The organism is Cryobacterium sp. SO1, assembly GCF_004210215.2.
GTDB lineage: Bacteria > Actinomycetota > Actinomycetes > Actinomycetales > Microbacteriaceae > Cryobacterium.
In genome coordinates this window covers 588,379-605,503 of sequence record NZ_CP067394.1, presented here as the reverse complement: position 1 = coordinate 605,503, position 17,125 = coordinate 588,379, and the positions used below count along the sequence as shown (strand labels likewise).

General features: G+C 66.2%; 13 protein-coding genes. 6 read left to right on the top strand and 7 right to left on the bottom strand.

Going from position 1 to position 17,125, the window contains the following annotated elements; translation table 11 throughout:
• Nucleotide 1: 1 nt before the first annotated feature.
• Together BJQ95_RS02850 and BJQ95_RS02845 are read right to left on the bottom strand one after the other, a co-directional pair.
• Nucleotides 2–301 carry a metal-sensitive transcriptional regulator gene (locus BJQ95_RS02850; RefSeq protein WP_130178670.1) on the bottom strand — a complete coding sequence of 100 codons (300 nt, stop codon included), beginning with the start codon at nt 299–301 and terminating at the stop codon, nt 2–4.
• Nucleotides 298–609, bottom strand: a complete 312-nt coding sequence (locus tag BJQ95_RS02845; protein WP_130178669.1) for a rhodanese-like domain-containing protein — start codon at nt 607–609, stop codon at nt 298–300. Before BJQ95_RS02845 ends, BJQ95_RS02850 begins: the two co-directional genes overlap by 4 nt.
• Nucleotides 610–714: 105 nt before the next feature.
• Here BJQ95_RS02845 and BJQ95_RS02840 point away from each other — a divergent pair, with 105 nt between their 5' ends.
• Together BJQ95_RS02840 and BJQ95_RS02835 are read left to right on the top strand one after the other, a co-directional pair.
• Nucleotides 715–2,028, top strand: coding sequence for an O-antigen ligase (locus tag BJQ95_RS02840; protein WP_130178668.1), 1,314 nt, complete (start codon nt 715–717; stop codon nt 2,026–2,028).
• The gene (locus BJQ95_RS02835; protein ID WP_256041503.1) at nt 2,025–3,326 is read left to right on the top strand and encodes an O-antigen ligase; all 1,302 of its coding nucleotides are present in this window, start codon (nt 2,025–2,027) and stop codon (nt 3,324–3,326) included. The genes BJQ95_RS02840 and BJQ95_RS02835 overlap by 4 nt, the downstream gene beginning before the upstream one ends.
• Nucleotides 3,327–3,348: 22 nt before the next feature.
• On the opposite strand, the gene BJQ95_RS02830 is transcribed toward BJQ95_RS02835, so the two are convergent.
• On the bottom strand, nt 3,349–5,028 hold the full coding sequence (locus BJQ95_RS02830) for a hypothetical protein (RefSeq protein WP_130175982.1): 1,680 nt from the start codon (nt 5,026–5,028) through the stop codon (nt 3,349–3,351).
• A gap of 379 nt (nt 5,029–5,407) precedes the next feature.
• Here BJQ95_RS02830 and BJQ95_RS02825 point away from each other — a divergent pair, with 379 nt between their 5' ends.
• From BJQ95_RS02825 to BJQ95_RS02810, 4 genes are read left to right on the top strand one after another with little or no spacing between them, the layout of a single operon-like run.
• The gene (locus BJQ95_RS02825) at nt 5,408–6,277 is read left to right on the top strand and encodes an ABC transporter permease (protein WP_130175983.1); all 870 of its coding nucleotides are present in this window, start codon (nt 5,408–5,410) and stop codon (nt 6,275–6,277) included.
• On the top strand, nt 6,261–7,010 hold the full coding sequence (locus BJQ95_RS02820; protein ID WP_130175984.1) for an ABC transporter ATP-binding protein: 750 nt from the start codon (nt 6,261–6,263) through the stop codon (nt 7,008–7,010). Before BJQ95_RS02825 ends, BJQ95_RS02820 begins: the two co-directional genes overlap by 17 nt.
• A 4-nt stretch (nt 7,011–7,014) precedes the next feature.
• Nucleotides 7,015–8,298, top strand: coding sequence for a hypothetical protein (locus tag BJQ95_RS02815; RefSeq protein ID WP_130175985.1), 1,284 nt, complete (start codon nt 7,015–7,017; stop codon nt 8,296–8,298).
• Nucleotides 8,298–10,535 (top strand): YfhO family protein, encoded by a 2,238-nt coding sequence (locus BJQ95_RS02810; protein WP_130175986.1) that lies wholly within the window; start codon nt 8,298–8,300, stop codon nt 10,533–10,535. The genes BJQ95_RS02815 and BJQ95_RS02810 overlap by 1 nt, the downstream gene beginning before the upstream one ends.
• Before the next feature lie 182 nt (nt 10,536–10,717).
• On the opposite strand, the gene BJQ95_RS02805 is transcribed toward BJQ95_RS02810, so the two are convergent.
• The 4 genes from BJQ95_RS02805 to BJQ95_RS02790 all read right to left on the bottom strand — a co-directional run bounded on the left by BJQ95_RS02805 (nt 10,718) and on the right by BJQ95_RS02790 (nt 17,101).
• Nucleotides 10,718–13,039 carry a hypothetical protein gene (locus tag BJQ95_RS02805; RefSeq protein WP_130175987.1) on the bottom strand — a complete coding sequence of 774 codons (2,322 nt, stop codon included), beginning with the start codon at nt 13,037–13,039 and terminating at the stop codon, nt 10,718–10,720.
• Between the two features lie 176 nt (nt 13,040–13,215).
• A complete protein-coding gene (locus BJQ95_RS02800; protein WP_130175988.1) occupies nt 13,216–14,124 on the bottom strand; it encodes a glycosyltransferase family 2 protein in 909 nt (302 codons plus the stop codon).
• Entirely contained in the window at nt 14,112–15,794 is a 1,683-nt protein-coding gene (locus tag BJQ95_RS02795) for a glycosyltransferase (RefSeq protein WP_130175989.1), read from the bottom strand. The genes BJQ95_RS02800 and BJQ95_RS02795 overlap by 13 nt, the downstream gene beginning before the upstream one ends.
• A gap of 83 nt (nt 15,795–15,877) precedes the next feature.
• Complete coding sequence (locus tag BJQ95_RS02790) at nt 15,878–17,101, bottom strand: acyltransferase (RefSeq protein ID WP_130175990.1); 1,224 nt, start codon at nt 17,099–17,101, stop codon at nt 15,878–15,880.
• Nucleotides 17,102–17,125: the final 24 nt, after the last annotated feature.

Below are 17,125 nucleotides of genomic sequence, written 5' to 3'. Positions count from 1 at the left end.
GTCAGGCGAGGGCGAGGAAGAGCTTCTCCAGCTCGTCCACCGTGAGGGAGTCGGCGTTGTCGGGGTCTGCGACGCAGTCGCGCATGGCCGACGAGACGATCGTGAAGCCGGCCCGGTCGAGGGCGCTCGACACTGCGGCCAGCTGGGTGACGACATCCTTACAGCTGCCACCGGCCTCAACGGCATTGATAACCGCGCTCAGCTGCCCCTGGGCGCGACGCAGCCGGTTGAGCACTTTTTTCTGGTTTACGGCACGTTCGTCGGCGGTCACGACGGCGGTCACGGGAACCGACGCGGTCATGACCGGGTCCCGTCCACGGTCGAGGGCAGACCGGCCTGCTGCCAAGCGGTCATGCCACCGGTCACGTTCACGGCTTCGACGCCGTTGCGCTCGAGGAATGTCGCGCCCTGCTGGCTGCGGCCGCCGGCGGCGCAGATGACGTAAACGGGGGTCTCGCGCGGAACCTCACCCAGCCGTTCGCTGAGCTCGCCCAGGGGGATCAGGATGGCACCGGCCGCGTGGCCGGCATCGAATTCGTAGGGTTCGCGCACATCGACCACGATGGGGTCGGCAAGGGCGGCGAGTTCGGTCACCGAGATGTCGGTCATGTGGAGGTCCCTTCGGGGGTGAGAACTGCGGTACAGCTGTATACCCCATAGGGTATCAGACGATCGGAGCAGGTTGAGGGGAGGTCGCCCCAGTACCCTAGACACATGCCCGCCGTTCAGAGCCGTCTCACCGTTCGCCTGTTCGCGACCCTGGTGTTCTTCAGCGTCCTGGCTGGCCAGTTCTGGCGGAACCTGCTCGGCTGGTGGGGGTTCGGCGCGATCGCCGTGTTCATCCTGGTCACCAGCATCGGTCTCATCGTCTCGCTCAGGCCCGAATGGAGCTGGCGTGGCTTCCCGAAGTCCCTGGCCGCGTTCATGCTCGTCGCCACGGTTTCCCTCGCCTGGTCAGCGTATCCGGGGGCGAGCGCGATCGGCATCACCCTGCAGTGGATCACCACGATCACCGCTCTGTTCCTGGCCCTGTGCCTCACCTGGGCCGAACTGCTGCGCACGCTCGCTGTCGCCCTGCGGTGGATCCTGGGCCTGTCGATCCTCTTCGAGGTCGTCGTCGCCGTGTTCATCGGCCACGCCGTGCTGCCGTTCTGGGTGGAATACAGCGGCAAGATCCCGGCGGCGTTCTACTGGTCGCGCGGACTTCTGCTGGACGGCGGTCCGATCGAGGGAATCGTGGCCAGCCGCAACCTGCTCGGCTTCATCGCCCTGCTGGCCCTGATCGTGTTCGCCGTTCAACTCGTCGCCGGCACCGTGGCCCGCGGTCGGGGCATCGCCTGGGTGGTCGTAGCTCTGGTCGTGCTGTGGTTGACCCGGTCGGCCACGGTATCGGTCGCCCTGCTCGCCGTCATTCTTGCCCTGGCCTTCACGCTGTGGGCCCGACGGCTGCCGCCCATGGGGCGGCGCCCGCTCTATCTGACCGCCGCCGGAGTGCTGGCCGCCGCGGTGGTCGGGCTTGTGGCATTCTCGCCCGCCTTGCTGACCCTGCTCGGCAAGAGCGAGGACCTGACCGGTCGCTTCGACATCTGGGGCCGGGTCGTCGGCCTGGCCGGCGAACGGCCCGTGCTGGGCTGGGGCTGGGTGAGCTACTGGGCGCCGTGGGTCGAACCCTTCGACGGCCTCGCCGTGCGCAAGGGCGTGCAATACCTCCAGGCGCATAACGCCTGGCTGGATGTCTCGCTCCAACTGGGCATCCTGGGCCTGATCATCTTCGCCGCACTCACCCTCTCGACCCTGTGGCGGTCCTGGTTCCTCGCCGTCGACCGGCCCCGGCTCGGTGTCGCCGATTCGGAGCCGTACGCCATCTCCTCTCTCCTGCCGCTCCTGCTCACGGTGGCGCTGCTCGCGCAAAGTCTGGCCGAGAGCCGGATCCTCGTCGAATCGGGCTGGGTCCTCCTGGTGATCTTGGCCGTTCGGTCCAAGCGTCCCGGCGCAGACGCGGAACTGCTCGGCCTGGGCCGTCGATGACCGGACCCGCCCGCCCGCCCTACCTTCCGGTTGCCGTCACCGCGGTGCTGGCCTCGCCGCGATTCAGCGCTACCGTCACGCACCTGATCATCGGCTTCGCCTTCTCGACGCACCTGGTGCGCAGTCTGGTCGGCTGGCCGGGCCTTCTCGCCGCGCTGGTCTGCCTGGTTGTGCTCGCAACGGCGTCGATGATCGCCCGGCGGCACAGCATCGAATGGCACGGGCTGCTGCCGCTGTCGATTCTGTTCTTCCTGGTCTGGTGCGCCCTGTCGGTGCTCTGGAGCGAGTATGCGCTGTACACCGTCGCCGGCATCGCGTACCAGCTGGCCTTCGCCTTCCTCGCGATCTACGTCGCCCTGGTGCGCGACACCATCCAGATCGTCCGAGCGACGGGGGATGTGCTCAGGCTGCTGCTCGGCCTGTCCATCGTCCTCGAGGTGGTGTCCGGCCTGCTCTTGGATCTACCGATCGTGTTCCTGGGCATCCAGGGCAATATCGGCCTGCTCGGGCCCATCCAGGGCGTTTTCGGGTCACGCAACGTTCTCGGCCTGGTGTCCCTGATCGCCGCGATCAGCTTCATCATCGAGCTGCGGTCCCGCTCGGTGCGGCCGGGCCGGGCCGCCGGGTCGATCGCGCTGGCGTTCCTGGGCCTGGTGCTCACTCACTCCCCGGTTTTCGTGGTTGTCGCGAGCGCCGTCGGCATCGCCGCTCTCGCGCTGTACTGGCTGCGCCGTACCCCCGCCGAGAACCGGTGGCTGCTGCAGCTGAGCCTGCTCGGCACCACGGTGCTCGCAGCGCTGTTCGCCTTCGTCGGCCGCACCCGCATCATCGACCTGCTCAATGCCGGCAGCGAGTTCGAAACCCGCTCGTCGCTGTGGCGGGAGATGTGGCGCCTGGTTGAGCTGCATCCGCTCGAAGGCTGGGGCTGGACGGGAATCTGGCCCCAGGGTGTGAGCCCGTACGGCTGGCTCGAATTCGTCACCGGGAGCCGGCACTCCTCGGCCCTGAACGCGTTCCTCGACGTGTACTTCCAGGTCGGCCTGGTCGGATTCCTGTCGTTCGTGGTGCTGGTGGCGCTCGCCTTCATCAGGTCCTGGCTGCTGGCCTCCAACAAGAAGCCCGTCGTCTACGTCTGGTCGCCCCTGGTCCTGGTGGTGCTCCTGGTCACCTCGGCGGCCGAGAGCACGGTGCTGGTCGAATTCGGCTGGCTGCTGCTGCTGATCTGCTCGGTGAAGGCCGCGCAGGGCCAGAGCTGGCGGCGGTTGTTGTCGCCGAGCCCCCGCAACGAGCTGGGCTAGCCTGCCGGACCGCCCCGGCGGCTCACCGGATGATGGAGATGGTCAAAGTGCCGGTTGTACCGTCGGATGCCACATACGTCCGGCTCGACTGCGACACCAGGATGTCGCCGTACTGTGCCGTCCAGTCGTTCGAGCAGCGCCCGTCTGTCAGCACATGGGTCGCGTTCGCCTGCACTGCCGCCACCGGGTCGAGGGCAGTTCCCGCGGCGACGATGGCGTTGACCGCGCCGAAGTCCTCCGGCCACGCCATACCGTAGTGGAAGTACGCGATGGGGACCCCCGCGGTGACCTTGACCACCCGCGGATCCAGGCAGGGACCGACAATGAGCAGGGTCCCCGGATTAACCGAGGCCGATTCCCTCGCGAGGCCGGCCGCGACCTGGTAACGGTCGGAGTCGGTGTCCATCAGCGCCCTGGCTTGAAAGGAGCTGGCGAAGCGGACAAAGTCCCCCATCGACAGGATCGCCAGCACGGCCACGAGTGTGAGCCCGGCCGCTCCCACCCAGCGCCCCGCCGATGAGGTGCGCAGGTCCCGGACCACAAGGACCAGAACCGGGAGGATCGTGGCGGCGATCAGGAAGAACATGTCGATCCACAACCGGTACGGTTCCGCGTTCGCGCCCCACAGGTCGTTCGCCGCGAGCAGCAGCCAGGCTGCCGCGCCGCCGAGTGCGTAGGCCGCCCATTCGGGTTGCCGCCGGATCAGGCCCGCGATCGCTATCCCGACCAGCGGAACGATCAACACGGTGGCGCCCAGAAGGCCGGCGTCGGCGGGAACCCCGAGCTGGGAATTCGACGCGACCCGGTACACGAGGAACGGGTCGCTGGCAGCCAACCCGGCAACCGTCGCGACGATCTGCGGCGAGGCGCCGAGCCCCGCGGCAGCGAAGAACAGCACTATGACCCCTCTCGTCCGGACGATGAGCACCCCCAGTCCGGGAGCCATCGGCAGCAGGCCGAACACCAGGGCGGGCAGCTGGCCGAACTCGGCAGCGACCTGCGGCCCCCACACGACGAGCAGCGGGATCAGGCCGATGCTCACGACGCCGAGAATCAGCCACCGCCCGGCGACGATGGCCAACACGGCGAGGACCCCGGCGAGGAGGTACACCGTGGCGATGAAGGAGTAGGTCTGCACGTTTGCCAGCAGACCTATCACCAGGCTGAGGCCGATGGTCGCCCACAGGCGCAGCCGCCGTCCGTGCGGCCGCCACCAAAGCCAGCCGAGGCAGAGCAGCACCATCCCGGCGATGGACAGGGAAACGGCTTCGCCGTTGAGGGGATGCAGCACCGCGAACGGCCCCCAGAGCACGGCATGGGATGCCAGCTCGGTGTACCAGCCGTCCCCGCCGAATGCGGCGAAGGTGCCCAGTATGAACGGGATCGGGGCCAGCAGGCCCATCCACCAGCGGTTTCCGGCTGCGATGAGCACCGTGGCGAGCACGGCGACCAGCGCAAGCTGCGCAAGCATACCGGTGATGTTCCACGCGATGATCGGCGTCAGCCCGAACGTCCGCGCCACCAGCCCGGCGAACTCGTAATACGCCCGCGGGTAGGTGTTCAAGCCGGTCTCGGTGTCCGGTTCGACGTCCTGGAACTGCCCCTCGGAAAAGTTCGTGACGATTGCCAGATAGCCCAGTTGATCGTGCTCGAAGAAGGCGCGAAACCGGTTGATCGACGAGCCTGGATTCGCCAGATACATGCCGGCTTGCGTAGCCAGGAATACGGCAACCGCCCCCACAACACACGCTGCTGACGCCAGCCGCCCCATGACCGATGCCCTCGCTGACCTCGTTGTGTCCACTGGTTCGCCCTTCCGGTGCCCCGTGTAATGCTGTGACGGTGAACCTACTGGGCGAGCGAGATCCCCGCTCCCCCCTTGAACGGGATTTCAGGAGCGGGGACCAAGAAGTCTAAGCTGGCACTTCACGAATCCGTGGAAACGCGCTACGGCTCACCAGCCCCGCCGCCCGCACCATCCGCTGAACAAGTGCAGCTACAATCTTGCGAGCACTCCGGCCGCCTCGCGCGGGCGTGAGAAAGCAGTCCCTGACGCAGTCAAGTGATCGGAACAAGTTCGAGTGAGTCAAAAATTTCCTGCTGACCTGAGCGAGTTCACCGTCCCCGGCCACAGCCGCGGAATCGTCGACGCGCTGTCGTACCGGTACCTCCTGCGGCTGCTGATCCGGAAGGGAACCCTCACCCGTTACCACGGCTCGGTTCTCGGTTGGGTGTGGTCGTACGTCAAGCCCGCCGCCCAGTTCCTGGTGTTCTACCTGGTCTTCGGTTTTTTCCTCGGCCTGAACAAGGGGATCGACAACTTCCCGATCTACCTCTTCTCCGGCATGATCGCGATCAACCTGTTCGGCGAGGCCTTCGGCAACGCGACCAGGTCGATCGTCGACAACACCGCCCTGGTCCAGAAGATCTACCTGCCCCGGGAATTGTTCCCGATCTCGGCCGTGATCGTCGCCTTCGTGCATTTCCTTCCGCAGGTCCTGATCCTGGTTGTCGTCTGCCTGATCGCAGGCTGGGTTCCCACCCTGATCGGGATCGCGAGCATCATCCTGGGCATGCTCATCGTGGTCACCCTGGCCATCGGCCTTGGACTGTTCTTCGGTGCCATCAACGTGGCGTTCCGCGACGCCCAGAACCTTGTCGAACTGATCCTCCTCTTCGCGACCTGGACTTCTCCGGTTCTGTACGCATGGACGATGGTTGCGGACAAGGTCTCTCCCTGGGTCTTGAACCTCTACCTGGCCAACCCTCTCACCTCCGCCGTTGAGTTGTTCCACGCCGGCTTCTGGTTCAGTACCACCACGGGCTCCCTGCCCCAGCCGCCGCACCTGGCCGCGTTCAGCCTGATCGGTCTTCTGATTTCCCTCATCATCCTTGCTATCGGGCAACTCGTCTTCAAGCGTCTGGAGGGGCACTTTGCCCAGAACCTCTGATCCGGCCCTGCCGCGCATCATTATCGACAGCGTGGACAAAACCTTCATCCTGCGGCACACGCACTCGTTCAAGGAATCGTTCATCGCCAAGCTTCAGAAGAAGAAGACGACAACGAGTTTTGCTGCGCTCTCCGACATCGGTTTCACCGTCCACGAGGGCGAATCCGTGGCCCTGCTCGGTTACAACGGCTCCGGCAAGTCCACCCTGCTCAAGCTCATCTCCGGTGTCATGCGGCCGGACTCAGGCCGGATCCTCACCCGCGGCCGCGTCGCCGGCCTGATCGAGGTCGGTGCCGGGTTCCACCCCGACCTCTCCGGCCGGGAGAACGTGTACCTGAATGCCGCGATCCTCGGGATGCACAAGGACGAGATCGACCGCCGCTTCAACGACATCGTCGATTTCTCCGAGATCGGCGAATTCATCGACACCGAGGTCAAGCACTACTCGTCTGGCATGTTCGTCAGACTGGCGTTTTCCGTGGCGATTCACACCGAACTGGATATTCTGCTGGTCGATGAGGTGCTGGCCGTCGGTGACGCCCCCTTCCGCGAGAAGTGCAAGCAGAGGATCCTGGAGCTCACCAAACAGGGCAAGACCATGCTCGTGGTGAGCCACGATGTCGATATGGTCACCCAGGTCTGCAAGCGGGGAATCGTGCTCCGCGACGGCAAGGTCTGCTTCGACGGCGCCGTCAACGACGCCGTCGCCTCCATGCAAGGGAATGGTGCGTGACGCAGTGACGGACCGCAGCGCCGACGAGGATGTGAAGCAGAAGTCGTCGGGCTTCATCCTCATCGTCGCAGCCACCGGCATCGTGGGCGTTGCGGGATACGTCATCACCTGGCTGGTGCCCGCGATGATCGGCGTCGGCCCGTACGCCGTGTTCGCGGTGTTCTGGTCGTTCATCTTCCTCGTCGCCGCTGCCCTGACGGGCATCCAGCAGGAGGTCACCCGGGCGACGCATCCGCGCGACCCCGCCAACACCGGCTACCGCAACCGGGCCGGTGTTTTCGCACTGGCCGCGTTCCTGGTCGTTCTGGTGCTCGTGCTGGGCACGGCCCCGCTGTGGCAGGCCCAGGTCTTTCCGGTCGACGGTTGGTCGCTGGTCGTGCCGTTGGCTGTCGGTGCCGCCTTCTACGTGCCGCTGGCGGTACTGGCGGGGTCGCTGTACGGCATCGGGCACTGGAACGCCCTGTTCGGCCTGATCGTCGTCGAAGGCGTGCTACGGCTCGTGCTGGTCGGGATGGCGCTCGCTTTCTTTCCCGGTTCAGTTCCGCTGGCCTGGGCCGTGGCCATCCCCTTCCCCGTCGCCGTGCTGGTCGTCTGGCCCTTCTCCAGGGCCCGCGTCGTCGGCAAGACCCAGCTGGACGTCGCGCTGCCCGCCCTCACCTGGAATGTCGTGCGCACCATCGTCGCGGCGGCGTCGATGGGGCTGATGGTCAGCGGTTTCCCGCTCGTGCTCAGTCTCACCTCCACCACGGTTCCCGCCGCCGAACTCGGTCTGGTCATCCTCGCGGCCACCCTGACCCGGGCTCCGCTGATCGTCGTGGGCATGGCCCTGCAGAGCTTTCTCATCGTCTTCTTCCGCGGCCGACTGGATCGGTTCTGGAGATCGCTTCTGCAGCTGGAGGCCCTGGTCCTGGGCCTGGGCGCCGTGTTGGCCGTTCTGGGATTCCTGGTCGGTCCCGCCGTCTTCGCGTTCCTGTTCCCCGGCCAGGGTGTCCCTGAAGCCTGGGTCATCGCGACCTTCGTGGCGTCCTCCGCCCTCGTCGGGGCGCTGTGCGTGAGCGCTCCCGCGGTGCTCTCCCGCAATGCACACAGTGCCTTCACCGCCGGCTGGGTGGTCGCGGCCGTCACCACCGTGCTCTGCCTGCTGCTGTCCCTCGACTTCCTGGAGCGCACGATGCTGGCGCTTCTCGTCGGCCCCGCGGCCGGCGTTCTCGTGCACGGCGTGTACCTCGCCGTGGCGCGGAACGGCGAGACCGCACCTGTCCCCCCCGATGAATTGGTCACCGACTGATGTCAGACCCTCCCCTGCCGACCACCCCGACGAAAGACACCGCCGCTATGACCCACACCGGCCCGCACAGGCTCGCCGATCTCAAGTGGATGGCGCTGACCGCACTGACCGTCGGTGTGCTCGCACTCGTTCCCCTCATCTGGAACCGACGCTTCTACTTCCAGGACGACTCGGAAAACGGCGCCTTCGGCGTGTGGTACCACATCGGTCAGAACCTCCTGGCCGGAAAAATCCCGGTCCTCAACCCGTCGGTGTGGTCCAGCGGCAACTACCTGGCGGAGGGCCAGTGGGGCACGTGGAACCCGCTGATAATGCTCATCGGCATCGGCGCGTACCTCGGTACCAACGCGGTGGTCTTCATGACCGTCCTGAAGGTCCTGCTCCTGGTCATCGCCGGCAGCGGCGTGTACCTCCTGGCCCGGTCCTACCGCGTCGCTCCCCCGCTGGCCTACGTCGCCGGCTTCGCCGTCACCCTCAACGGCTTCACCATCTACTTCGACGCCCCGTCCTGGGTGACCGGCCTGCTGGTCTGGGCGCTGATCCCCTATTTCTGGGTCGCCCTGCGGCGGCTCACCCAGCACTCGGCGAACCCGCTGCTCGCCTTCCTGGTCGGCTACCTCATCGTCACCGTCGGCTACGTGCAGGGTGTCTTCGCGATCGGCTTCGTCCTGCTCGCCGTCGGCGTTGACAGCCTCATCCGCCGCCACTGGGCCAAGGCCCTGCGCGTCGTCGGCGTCGGCGTCGCGCTGGTGCTCGTCGCCGTCACGGTCTTCCTGCCCGGCGCGTTGACGGGGTCGGTCACCAACCGTGCCGTGAACATCGTCGGCAACGACGGCATGATGAGCGTGGACCTGGGCGGCATTTTCAGCTCCACCATCGCCACGGGCTACCCGCAGGTCAGTTCCTGGTGGTGGTCCGGACCCACCGCGACTAGCCCGGTCGTCTACATAGCGTGGTTCCTCCCTGTGCTGTTCTTCATCGATTGGCGGAAGGCCCTGAAGAACCGCGCACAGGTGCGGGACCTGACCATCATGCTGGGCCTGTCCCTGTTCTACGTGCTCCTGCCGACCGTGATCGGCCCGCTGCGCTACCCCGTTCGCTTCATGCCCTACTTCGCCCTCACACTGATCGTGCTCACCATCGTCGCCCTGAGCCGGGCGTCCATGCCGCGGCCGGGGCGCAACCGGTTCTTCGGTGCGGCCGCCGTGATCGCCGCCGCTGTCTATCTGTCCTGGGCGCAGCTGCCGCCGCACTTTCTCGCCCTGGTCTTCAGCGGCCTGGTCGCGCTCCTCGGTCTCGGCGCGATCTGGTGGTTGATGCGCCGGGCACGCCCCGAGCACACCCCGGTCTGGACGAGCGTGGCGGCCGTCGCTGTCGCCGTCAGCCTGGTGCTGACACTAGCCCAGCACTACGACACGCGCTCGAGCCCATTGTCGATGAATAACGTGCCCGCCGACACGAGCATCCCCAAGGGTGTGCTTGAGGGCATCGAGGGCGATGTGCTCGTGGTGGGTGACCCCCTCATGTACGGAGCCGATCCCGCGGCCTGGCAGGAAACCCTGATGGCCAACATGTGGTACCTCAGCCCCGCCCAGGTGCAGAACCGGTACCAGCTCATCGGATTCGCGTCGTACAACTCGGCGCTGTGCCTGCAATACCTGGGCGGCACCTGCCCCGAACTACTCACCACCCTCTTCGAGCCACGCGAGGAGACGGGGATGCTGCTGGTCGACCAGCTCTCGATCGACAACATCCAGATTCTCAAGGACGCCTTCGATGACGGCGAATGGCGCACCCCTCCCGCCGGGTGGAGCATCGATCGCGACACCGGGCTGACCGTTGTCTGGAGCCGGGACGAGCCCGTCGGTCCCGCCGGTGGCGTGGTGTGGAGCAGCGAGGGCACCAGCGTCGAGACGCTGTCCCAGACCGACACCTCCGTCACCATGAAGGTGCTCTCAGCGCCCGCTGACGGGGGCACCGTGGCCCTGAGCCGCCTGGCCTGGCCTGGATACTCAGCGGAGAACGCCACACTCACCACGGCGCCCGTGGACGGCTTCCTTCTCGGGCTGGACATCCCGCAGTCGTCGGTCGGCGAGGTCGTCACCGTCACCTTCCAGCCGCCGGGCTGGGCGTTCGAGCTGACCGCCTGGCTGACCGCCCTGACGGGCATCCTGATCTGGACGATCCTCGTCGTGGTCGGCCGTCTGCGCCGCCGCTCTGTGCGCACCGCCGGCTAGCGCGGTAGCACCGGTCGTTCCCACTGGCTCGCAATACGCGGGCGAGGCGCCTCTCTGCGGGTGTTGCGCGCCGCGGCACGGCCCTCGCGCGACAGTGCTGCCGGGTGCGCGACAGCGGTGCGGGCACGCAAGAGCCCCGGCTGGAAATCCAGCCGGGGCTCTTGACGGTGCAGTGCGACCTGCTAGATGCCGGGACCCACGGGGATGTCGGACAGCCCGTTCTTGGCGTCAACCAGCACCGTCACCGACGGGCCACCGTTGAGCTCGACGGCCTTGCTCCAGGAGGAGATCGGCCGGCGCGTGCCCGATTCGATGACGTAGACGGTCGACTCGTTGGCCGTCTTGACAAAGACCCGCGCCAGCGGCGTCGACGTCTTCGTCAAGACGCTGCAGGTTCCCGACCTGAGCTCGGTGGCGGCCATTCCGGTCGCAGCCGTTCCGGCCAGGACGTTCAGGCGGCCGCCGGCGGCGAAGTAGTTGGCGCCGTTGCAGGTCACCAGCCGGGTCAGCGTGGTCGTCGCGGTGTACTTCGCCATGGACTGGTCGGACGCCGTCGACCACGATTTCACCCCGAGGGCGGCCGTCGTGGCGAAGGACGCCACGGCGACCTTCCGGTCAGCGCCGTCGATCAGGTAGATCGTGGGGTTCCCCGCCGTACGCGCCACCGACGCCGGTGCCAGGTAGGGAGCGCCGACCGGGATCCTCTTCAGGGTTTCCGCCGTGAGCGACAGGATCTGCGGCGTCGAACCGCCGTTGAGGGCGACCAGGGCCGACCAGGTGGGAACGGCGGAGGCCGTGCCCGACCTGATCCCGTAGACCACCGGGCTGCCGGCACCGATCACGAACACCTGGCCGGGGATGGCCGCGCCCACCCTGAGCTGCTTGCAGGAGGTATCGGACACGTCGCTGGCCAGCAGGCCCACCGCGGCCGACCCTGCCTGCAACTCGTACCGGCTGCCGCTGGCCACGATGTACGGCTTGGCCGCGCAGTTGACGACCTGCGTCAACGCGCTGCCCGTTGCGTAGGCGTCGAGGAGCTTCTTGGGAACGGTTTGATAGCCGGTGGAGCCGAATTCGGCGGCCAGACCGAAGCTGGGGACCGGCCTCTTCTGGTCATAACCGTCGATCATGAACACGCTGGGCGACTCGACCGACTTGAACAAACCGAGGGGCCGCAGAATCGTCTTCAGCTGCGGCAGCGCCGCGGCCGCCGTCGGCGACATCACGGCGACGTACGGCACCGCACCGCCGTTCAGCTTCAGCACGGTGGCCCACTCGGTGATCGGACTCTTGCCCTGCGCTGTGCGGACGTAGACCGTGCTCGAGTCGACGACGAAGAAGTTGGACATGTCGGCACCGGCCGGCAGCTTCGAAATCTGGGATGGACTCAAGTTGGTGACGGCGCCACAGCTTAGCCCATACGCTGCTGCCATGTCACAGCTGGGGAAACGGTGCCGTTGCCCCTTCTGGAAGTAGAAGACATCACCCGTCGTCGAGTCACGCACCAGAGTGCTGGCCTGCACCGACGATGTCGCGAAGCTGTTCAGGTAGTTCGTTGACACGATCTGGACGGGGCCGAGTGCGGCCAGCTGGTTGTAGACGCCCATGGAACCGACGGGGTATTTGACCCCGCCGGAGAGCAGGTACAGCGACGCGTTGTCAGACGTGCGGGCGAAGTCGCCGCCGCCGGTCGTGCTGCCGAACCAATCGGAGAACATCCGGAAGAAGTTGCGGTTGCCGTAGGCCGAGCATCCGTCGCCGGTGCCGTACATATTGGCCAGGGCCGCGGAGTTCGGCCGGTACGGGGTGTAGTTGTACAGACCGGCCGTAGCCTGGTTTTCGATGTACACCTGAGAGGAGCCACAGGCGCCGTTGGGACTCCACTGGATGGTGTTCCACCGGCCGGCGACGAAGTTCCGTCCAGACGGTGTGGCCTGGTACTTCTTGTACTGGAAAGCCGCCTGGTACAGCTGATTGAACAGCCCGTAGTAGCTGGGGTCGCAATCGGCCGTGTCCGGGCAGGCGTATCCGGTTGCCGACCGGTACTGCCGGGCCGTTGGCCAGGTGTCGGAGACCAGGCCTTGTTCCTTCTCGAGCAGGACAAGCAACACCTGAGGGTTGACGCCGCACACCGAGGCGACCTGCCAGATGATCTCAGCGGCACTCTGGCTTGCCGGACCGGGGTAAACGGCGCAGCCGGCGGCCTGGGCCGGCTTGAAGGCGGAATCCGAGCGGTAATCCTTGAGGCACGTGTAGCCCGAGCGGCAGGTGGCAACCTTGGAATTCAGGAACGCTTGGACCTGACCGACCGACATCGACTTCGAGTTATAGAAAACCGCATCGGAGATGATGTTTCCTGCGTTGAATGACGCGGACGCCGCCTGTGCACTCACGGGCGCCTGGAAGAAGGTAAGCAGCGGGGCCAGCAGGAGCACGGCCAAGGCCGAGGCTGCGAGGGCCCTCCACCTCCGGCGCAACGGAGCGTTGGGTGTCAGTGCGGTCATGATCGGGGTTCCCTACGTTTGCCGGCGACAGTCAACAGGCACACCGCACCGACAGATCAGGACGTCAGAAAACCCCCCAGGCCACCGAACGCATCACGTCCCGCGTACTTATTAGATCGCATCCTTGCCCCCGGCGCAGCAGACGCGCCGGGGAAGATTTCCCGGCAGGGGCCCGATCAGCCCTGCTGAGGTGATGTCAGGGGGAACGCGATCGCCGGATTGAACCTGATTCCGGCCAGGAGGCGGCCGTACATCCGGCGCTGCAGCGAACCGGCGACCCGGCCGCGTCGCATCATCAGCGCCACCCGGGCGCACAGGTACAGGTACGCGAAGAGACTCTGGTGGTGCAGCCTGAACGACGCCTCGTTGCGGATGCCGTAGGCGAATTTCCACGCATTGGCGTCGTCGATCAGGCCGAAGTTGACGCCCTTGTTGTCGCCCATGTCGTGCACCACAACACTGTCGAGGACCTGAACGCCCGGGCAGGTGCGGGTGATGCGCAGGGTGTATTCGTGGTCGTCGAACCAGATGAAGTACTCCGAGTACGGCAGGCCGTGCTTCTCGATCACCCAGCGGGGGATGAGCACAGACACGAAGGAACAGCTCTTGACCATCACGGAACGCTGGCCCTTGGATACGAGTCTGGCCCAGTCCCAGGTGGGCTCGGGGTTGTTCATCTCGCAGATGGCACCGTCGATGTAGTTCACCAGCGAGCAGGAGAACGGCACATCAGGACCGAGCTCCGCGACGGCGTTGGCGAAACCGTCACGCAGCTTCTCGAGGGCGTCAGGCTGCGGGTAGCAGTCGTCGTCCATGATCCAGACGAAATCCGCGCCGAGCTCGTAGCCGCGTTCCATTCCGGCCGAGAATCCGCCGGCGCCGCCGGTGTTCGTGGGCAGGGACATCACCTCGAGTGGGATGCGGGTCGTCAGCTGGCCGAGGTACTCCGCGGTGCCGTCGGTCGACGCGTTGTCCACGATGATGAGGCGGGTGGGCGCGAATGTCTGGGCTTCGATGGAGGCGATCACCGTCTTGAGCTTTGCGAGCCTGTTGAAGGTGACAACGACAGCGCTTACTTGATCCATTTCTCGAACAACTTTCCGGCCCAATCATGGGCGCTTTCGTACTCGGTGAATTCCTGGGCAAGGGCGACCTCTCGGCGCCAGACATCTGCGCGATACTCCTCTGACAGAGCCATCCGCGTGACGATGTCGCTCGCCTCCGTGAGGAACAGCCCGGGATCGCGGGAGACGAGGGCGTCGGGCACGATGACCGTGCGCTGGGAACCGACATCGGTAGAGATCACCGGCACGCCTGCTGCCAGTGCCTCCAGCGTGGTGAGGGTGAGTCCCTCGTTCTGCGAGCTCAGCACGAGGCAGTCGATCCGCGCGAGGGTGTTGCTCACCGGGGCCGCCTCGTCCACCCATTCGACGAGGCCGGACAGATTGTGTCCGTCGATGTCCCGTCGGACAAAATGCTCGAGTTCGCCGCCGCCCTGGATCACCACTCGTATGGTCAGCCCCTCGACATCCTGGAGCTCCCTGACCAGCTTGGTGAACAGGTAGGGGCGCTTTTGCGCGGCGAAGCGGCCGATGAAGCCCAGCGTGAGAACGGACTCGTCGACGCGTGCACGAGCCTCCTCGGCGACCGAACCCGTCGTTGTCAGGCCGATCAGGGGCGCCAGCGCCACCTTCGCCGGCTCGACGCCCTGCACGCGAACGAACCAGTCCTGCAGCTGCGGCGAGATCACGTGGTGCACCTCGATGTGCTCGTCGAGTGCCGCGCCGATCGCCGGGTAGCCGCCGCCGTTGTACTCAAGGATGTGGTGGGTCGAGGCAACGTGCACGCCGGGGATTCGGGCGCGCAGCCAGGGCAGCCGATCGTACAGCCACCGGCTGTGGTGCACGAATACCCCGCGGATGTCGAAGTTCGTGGCGAGGGCTTCGAGCACCGGCTCGGAGTGTTCGGGCTGTTCGACGGGGTGGGTGAGCGCGAGGACGATGGCGCCGTCCAGCTCGGCCCGGGTGATCCACGGGTGCGTGGACGGCACGTCGGTGATGACAATGGGGCGCAGGCCCCTGGCTCGGGCGAGGGCGATTGACTCCATCGCCCAGCGCTCTGCCCCGCCCAGTTCGAGCCAGTGCAGGCCGAAGATGACGGCAGGTTCGCGTTCTGCTCCGGTTCCGCCGGTCGGCACGCCGGTCAGGTCTACGACCCGGCGCTCCACGACGAGGGAGTTCAGCGAGGACTCGCGTCCGCGAAGCAGCCACTGTCGCAACCGGTCGTATTCGAACGGGTACCGCCGTTCGATTCCTCCGCGCAGTCGCCAGTACAGGCTGGCCCGGCCGACCACAGCAGCGGTGCCTGGTTCGCGTTCCGGATCGAGGACGATGTTGCGCACACCGGTCTCCGGGTCGCCCAGCCAGCCCTTTCGGTGGTGCGTGTAGTGCGGGTGCGGCGAGCCGGCCACCGTGCTCACGATGCTGAACTCGGCCACCTTGCGGGCTTCGGCGCAGACCTTCTGGTGCCGGGTTCCGGCATCCGTGAGGTGCGCCATGTCACCGGGGCGGGCGATGTGCACCACGATGCGCAGGAGAACGCCCGGATTATCGAGAGCATGGAAATTCGCCGCCGAGACCAGCAGCGCCAACTGGCGTTCGGTCAGCGCAGACCCGAGCTGCTCGGCCGCTTGGGCTGACAGGTCGGCGCTGAACAATGCGGGGCGGCCGAAGGCCGTCGTGAGGAGGTCAGACATGGTGAAGAGGATACTTTCACTTCGCTTGGCTGGCAGAAACAGATGCTCGGTGGTGGCGCCATCGATTCCCGCAGCCGGCCGGATCAAGCACGTGGTGCCTCGATGCCGGCCTGTTTGATGGGCACGTCGTCAACGGCGCGTTCGGGGATGTTCTGGAGGGACATGCGCCGCATGGCGCGACGGGCAGGCTCCTCGACCCACTTCCACAGGACGAAGCCGAAAATCGTGGCAAGCGCCGGAACCAGGAAGATGAGGATCTTGCTCGCAAGTGTACCTTGCGCCAGGAACGGCAGCCTTTCCTGGGCCGTCCAGACGATTTCAATCAGTGGCATATGCACCAGATACACGCTGTAGGACGCCATCCCGCCGATCACCAGCCAGCGGTGGCCGAGGAGGCGTATGAGGCCCTCGCGACCCACCACGATCGCGCCGACGAAGACCAGCAGGGCGGGGACCACGAGCACGCCCCAGCGCTCGTTCACCCGGCCGTTGAGCAGGTACGCGACGATCAGCACCACAACAATCAGGGCCGGCGCCAGCCAATTCGCGATGCGCTGCGCACCCGGCCGATTCTGTACCCGCTCAAGTGCGTAGAACAGCAATCCGCCGGCTACAAACTCGCAGAGGATGCGGATCAGCCACATCCAGGGGGCGTACAACGATCCGAGCGCGAGGGCGAACAACACCACCGGCATCACGGTGAGCACCGCGAGGATCCCCAGGCCGCGGGAACCGAGCACCCTGGACAGGCGGAAGAGCAGCAGGGCCAGGACCGGGAAGAGCAGGTAGGCGAGCGCTTCGACGGACACCGACCAGGCGGCGCCGTTCCAGGTCAGCCTGTTGAAGTCGGCTTCGGTCCACTGCACGACGAGGGTCGACTGGCGAAGGAAACTCCACACGCTGAAATCCCGCGGCGCGACCGGATCCGTGGCGCCGAAGATCAGGAAGCTGCCGTGCCACACCGAGACGAAGGCCAGCATGACGAAGTACGCCGGCCAGATCCTGGACAGTCGCGCCCACCAGAACTTGACGCTCGCCTTGCGGTCGAGGGAGCCGCCCATCTTCCGCCCGTAGTTCAGCGTGATGACGTAGCCGCTGAGGATGAAGAACAGGTCCACGCCGTAATCGCCGTGGGTGATGATCGGAGCGAAGGCGGCGTAGACCGCCGGGAACTCGGCGGCGATGCTGAACCGGATGTGGAACAGCACCACCCAGAGCGCGGCGAGGATCCGCACACCGGTCAGCGCATGGATCTGCCTGATGGGGGCGGCGCCGACCGGAGTATCGGCGAGGGAGGTTCCGGACACGTCAGTCTTCCGTGTGGCGCGGCC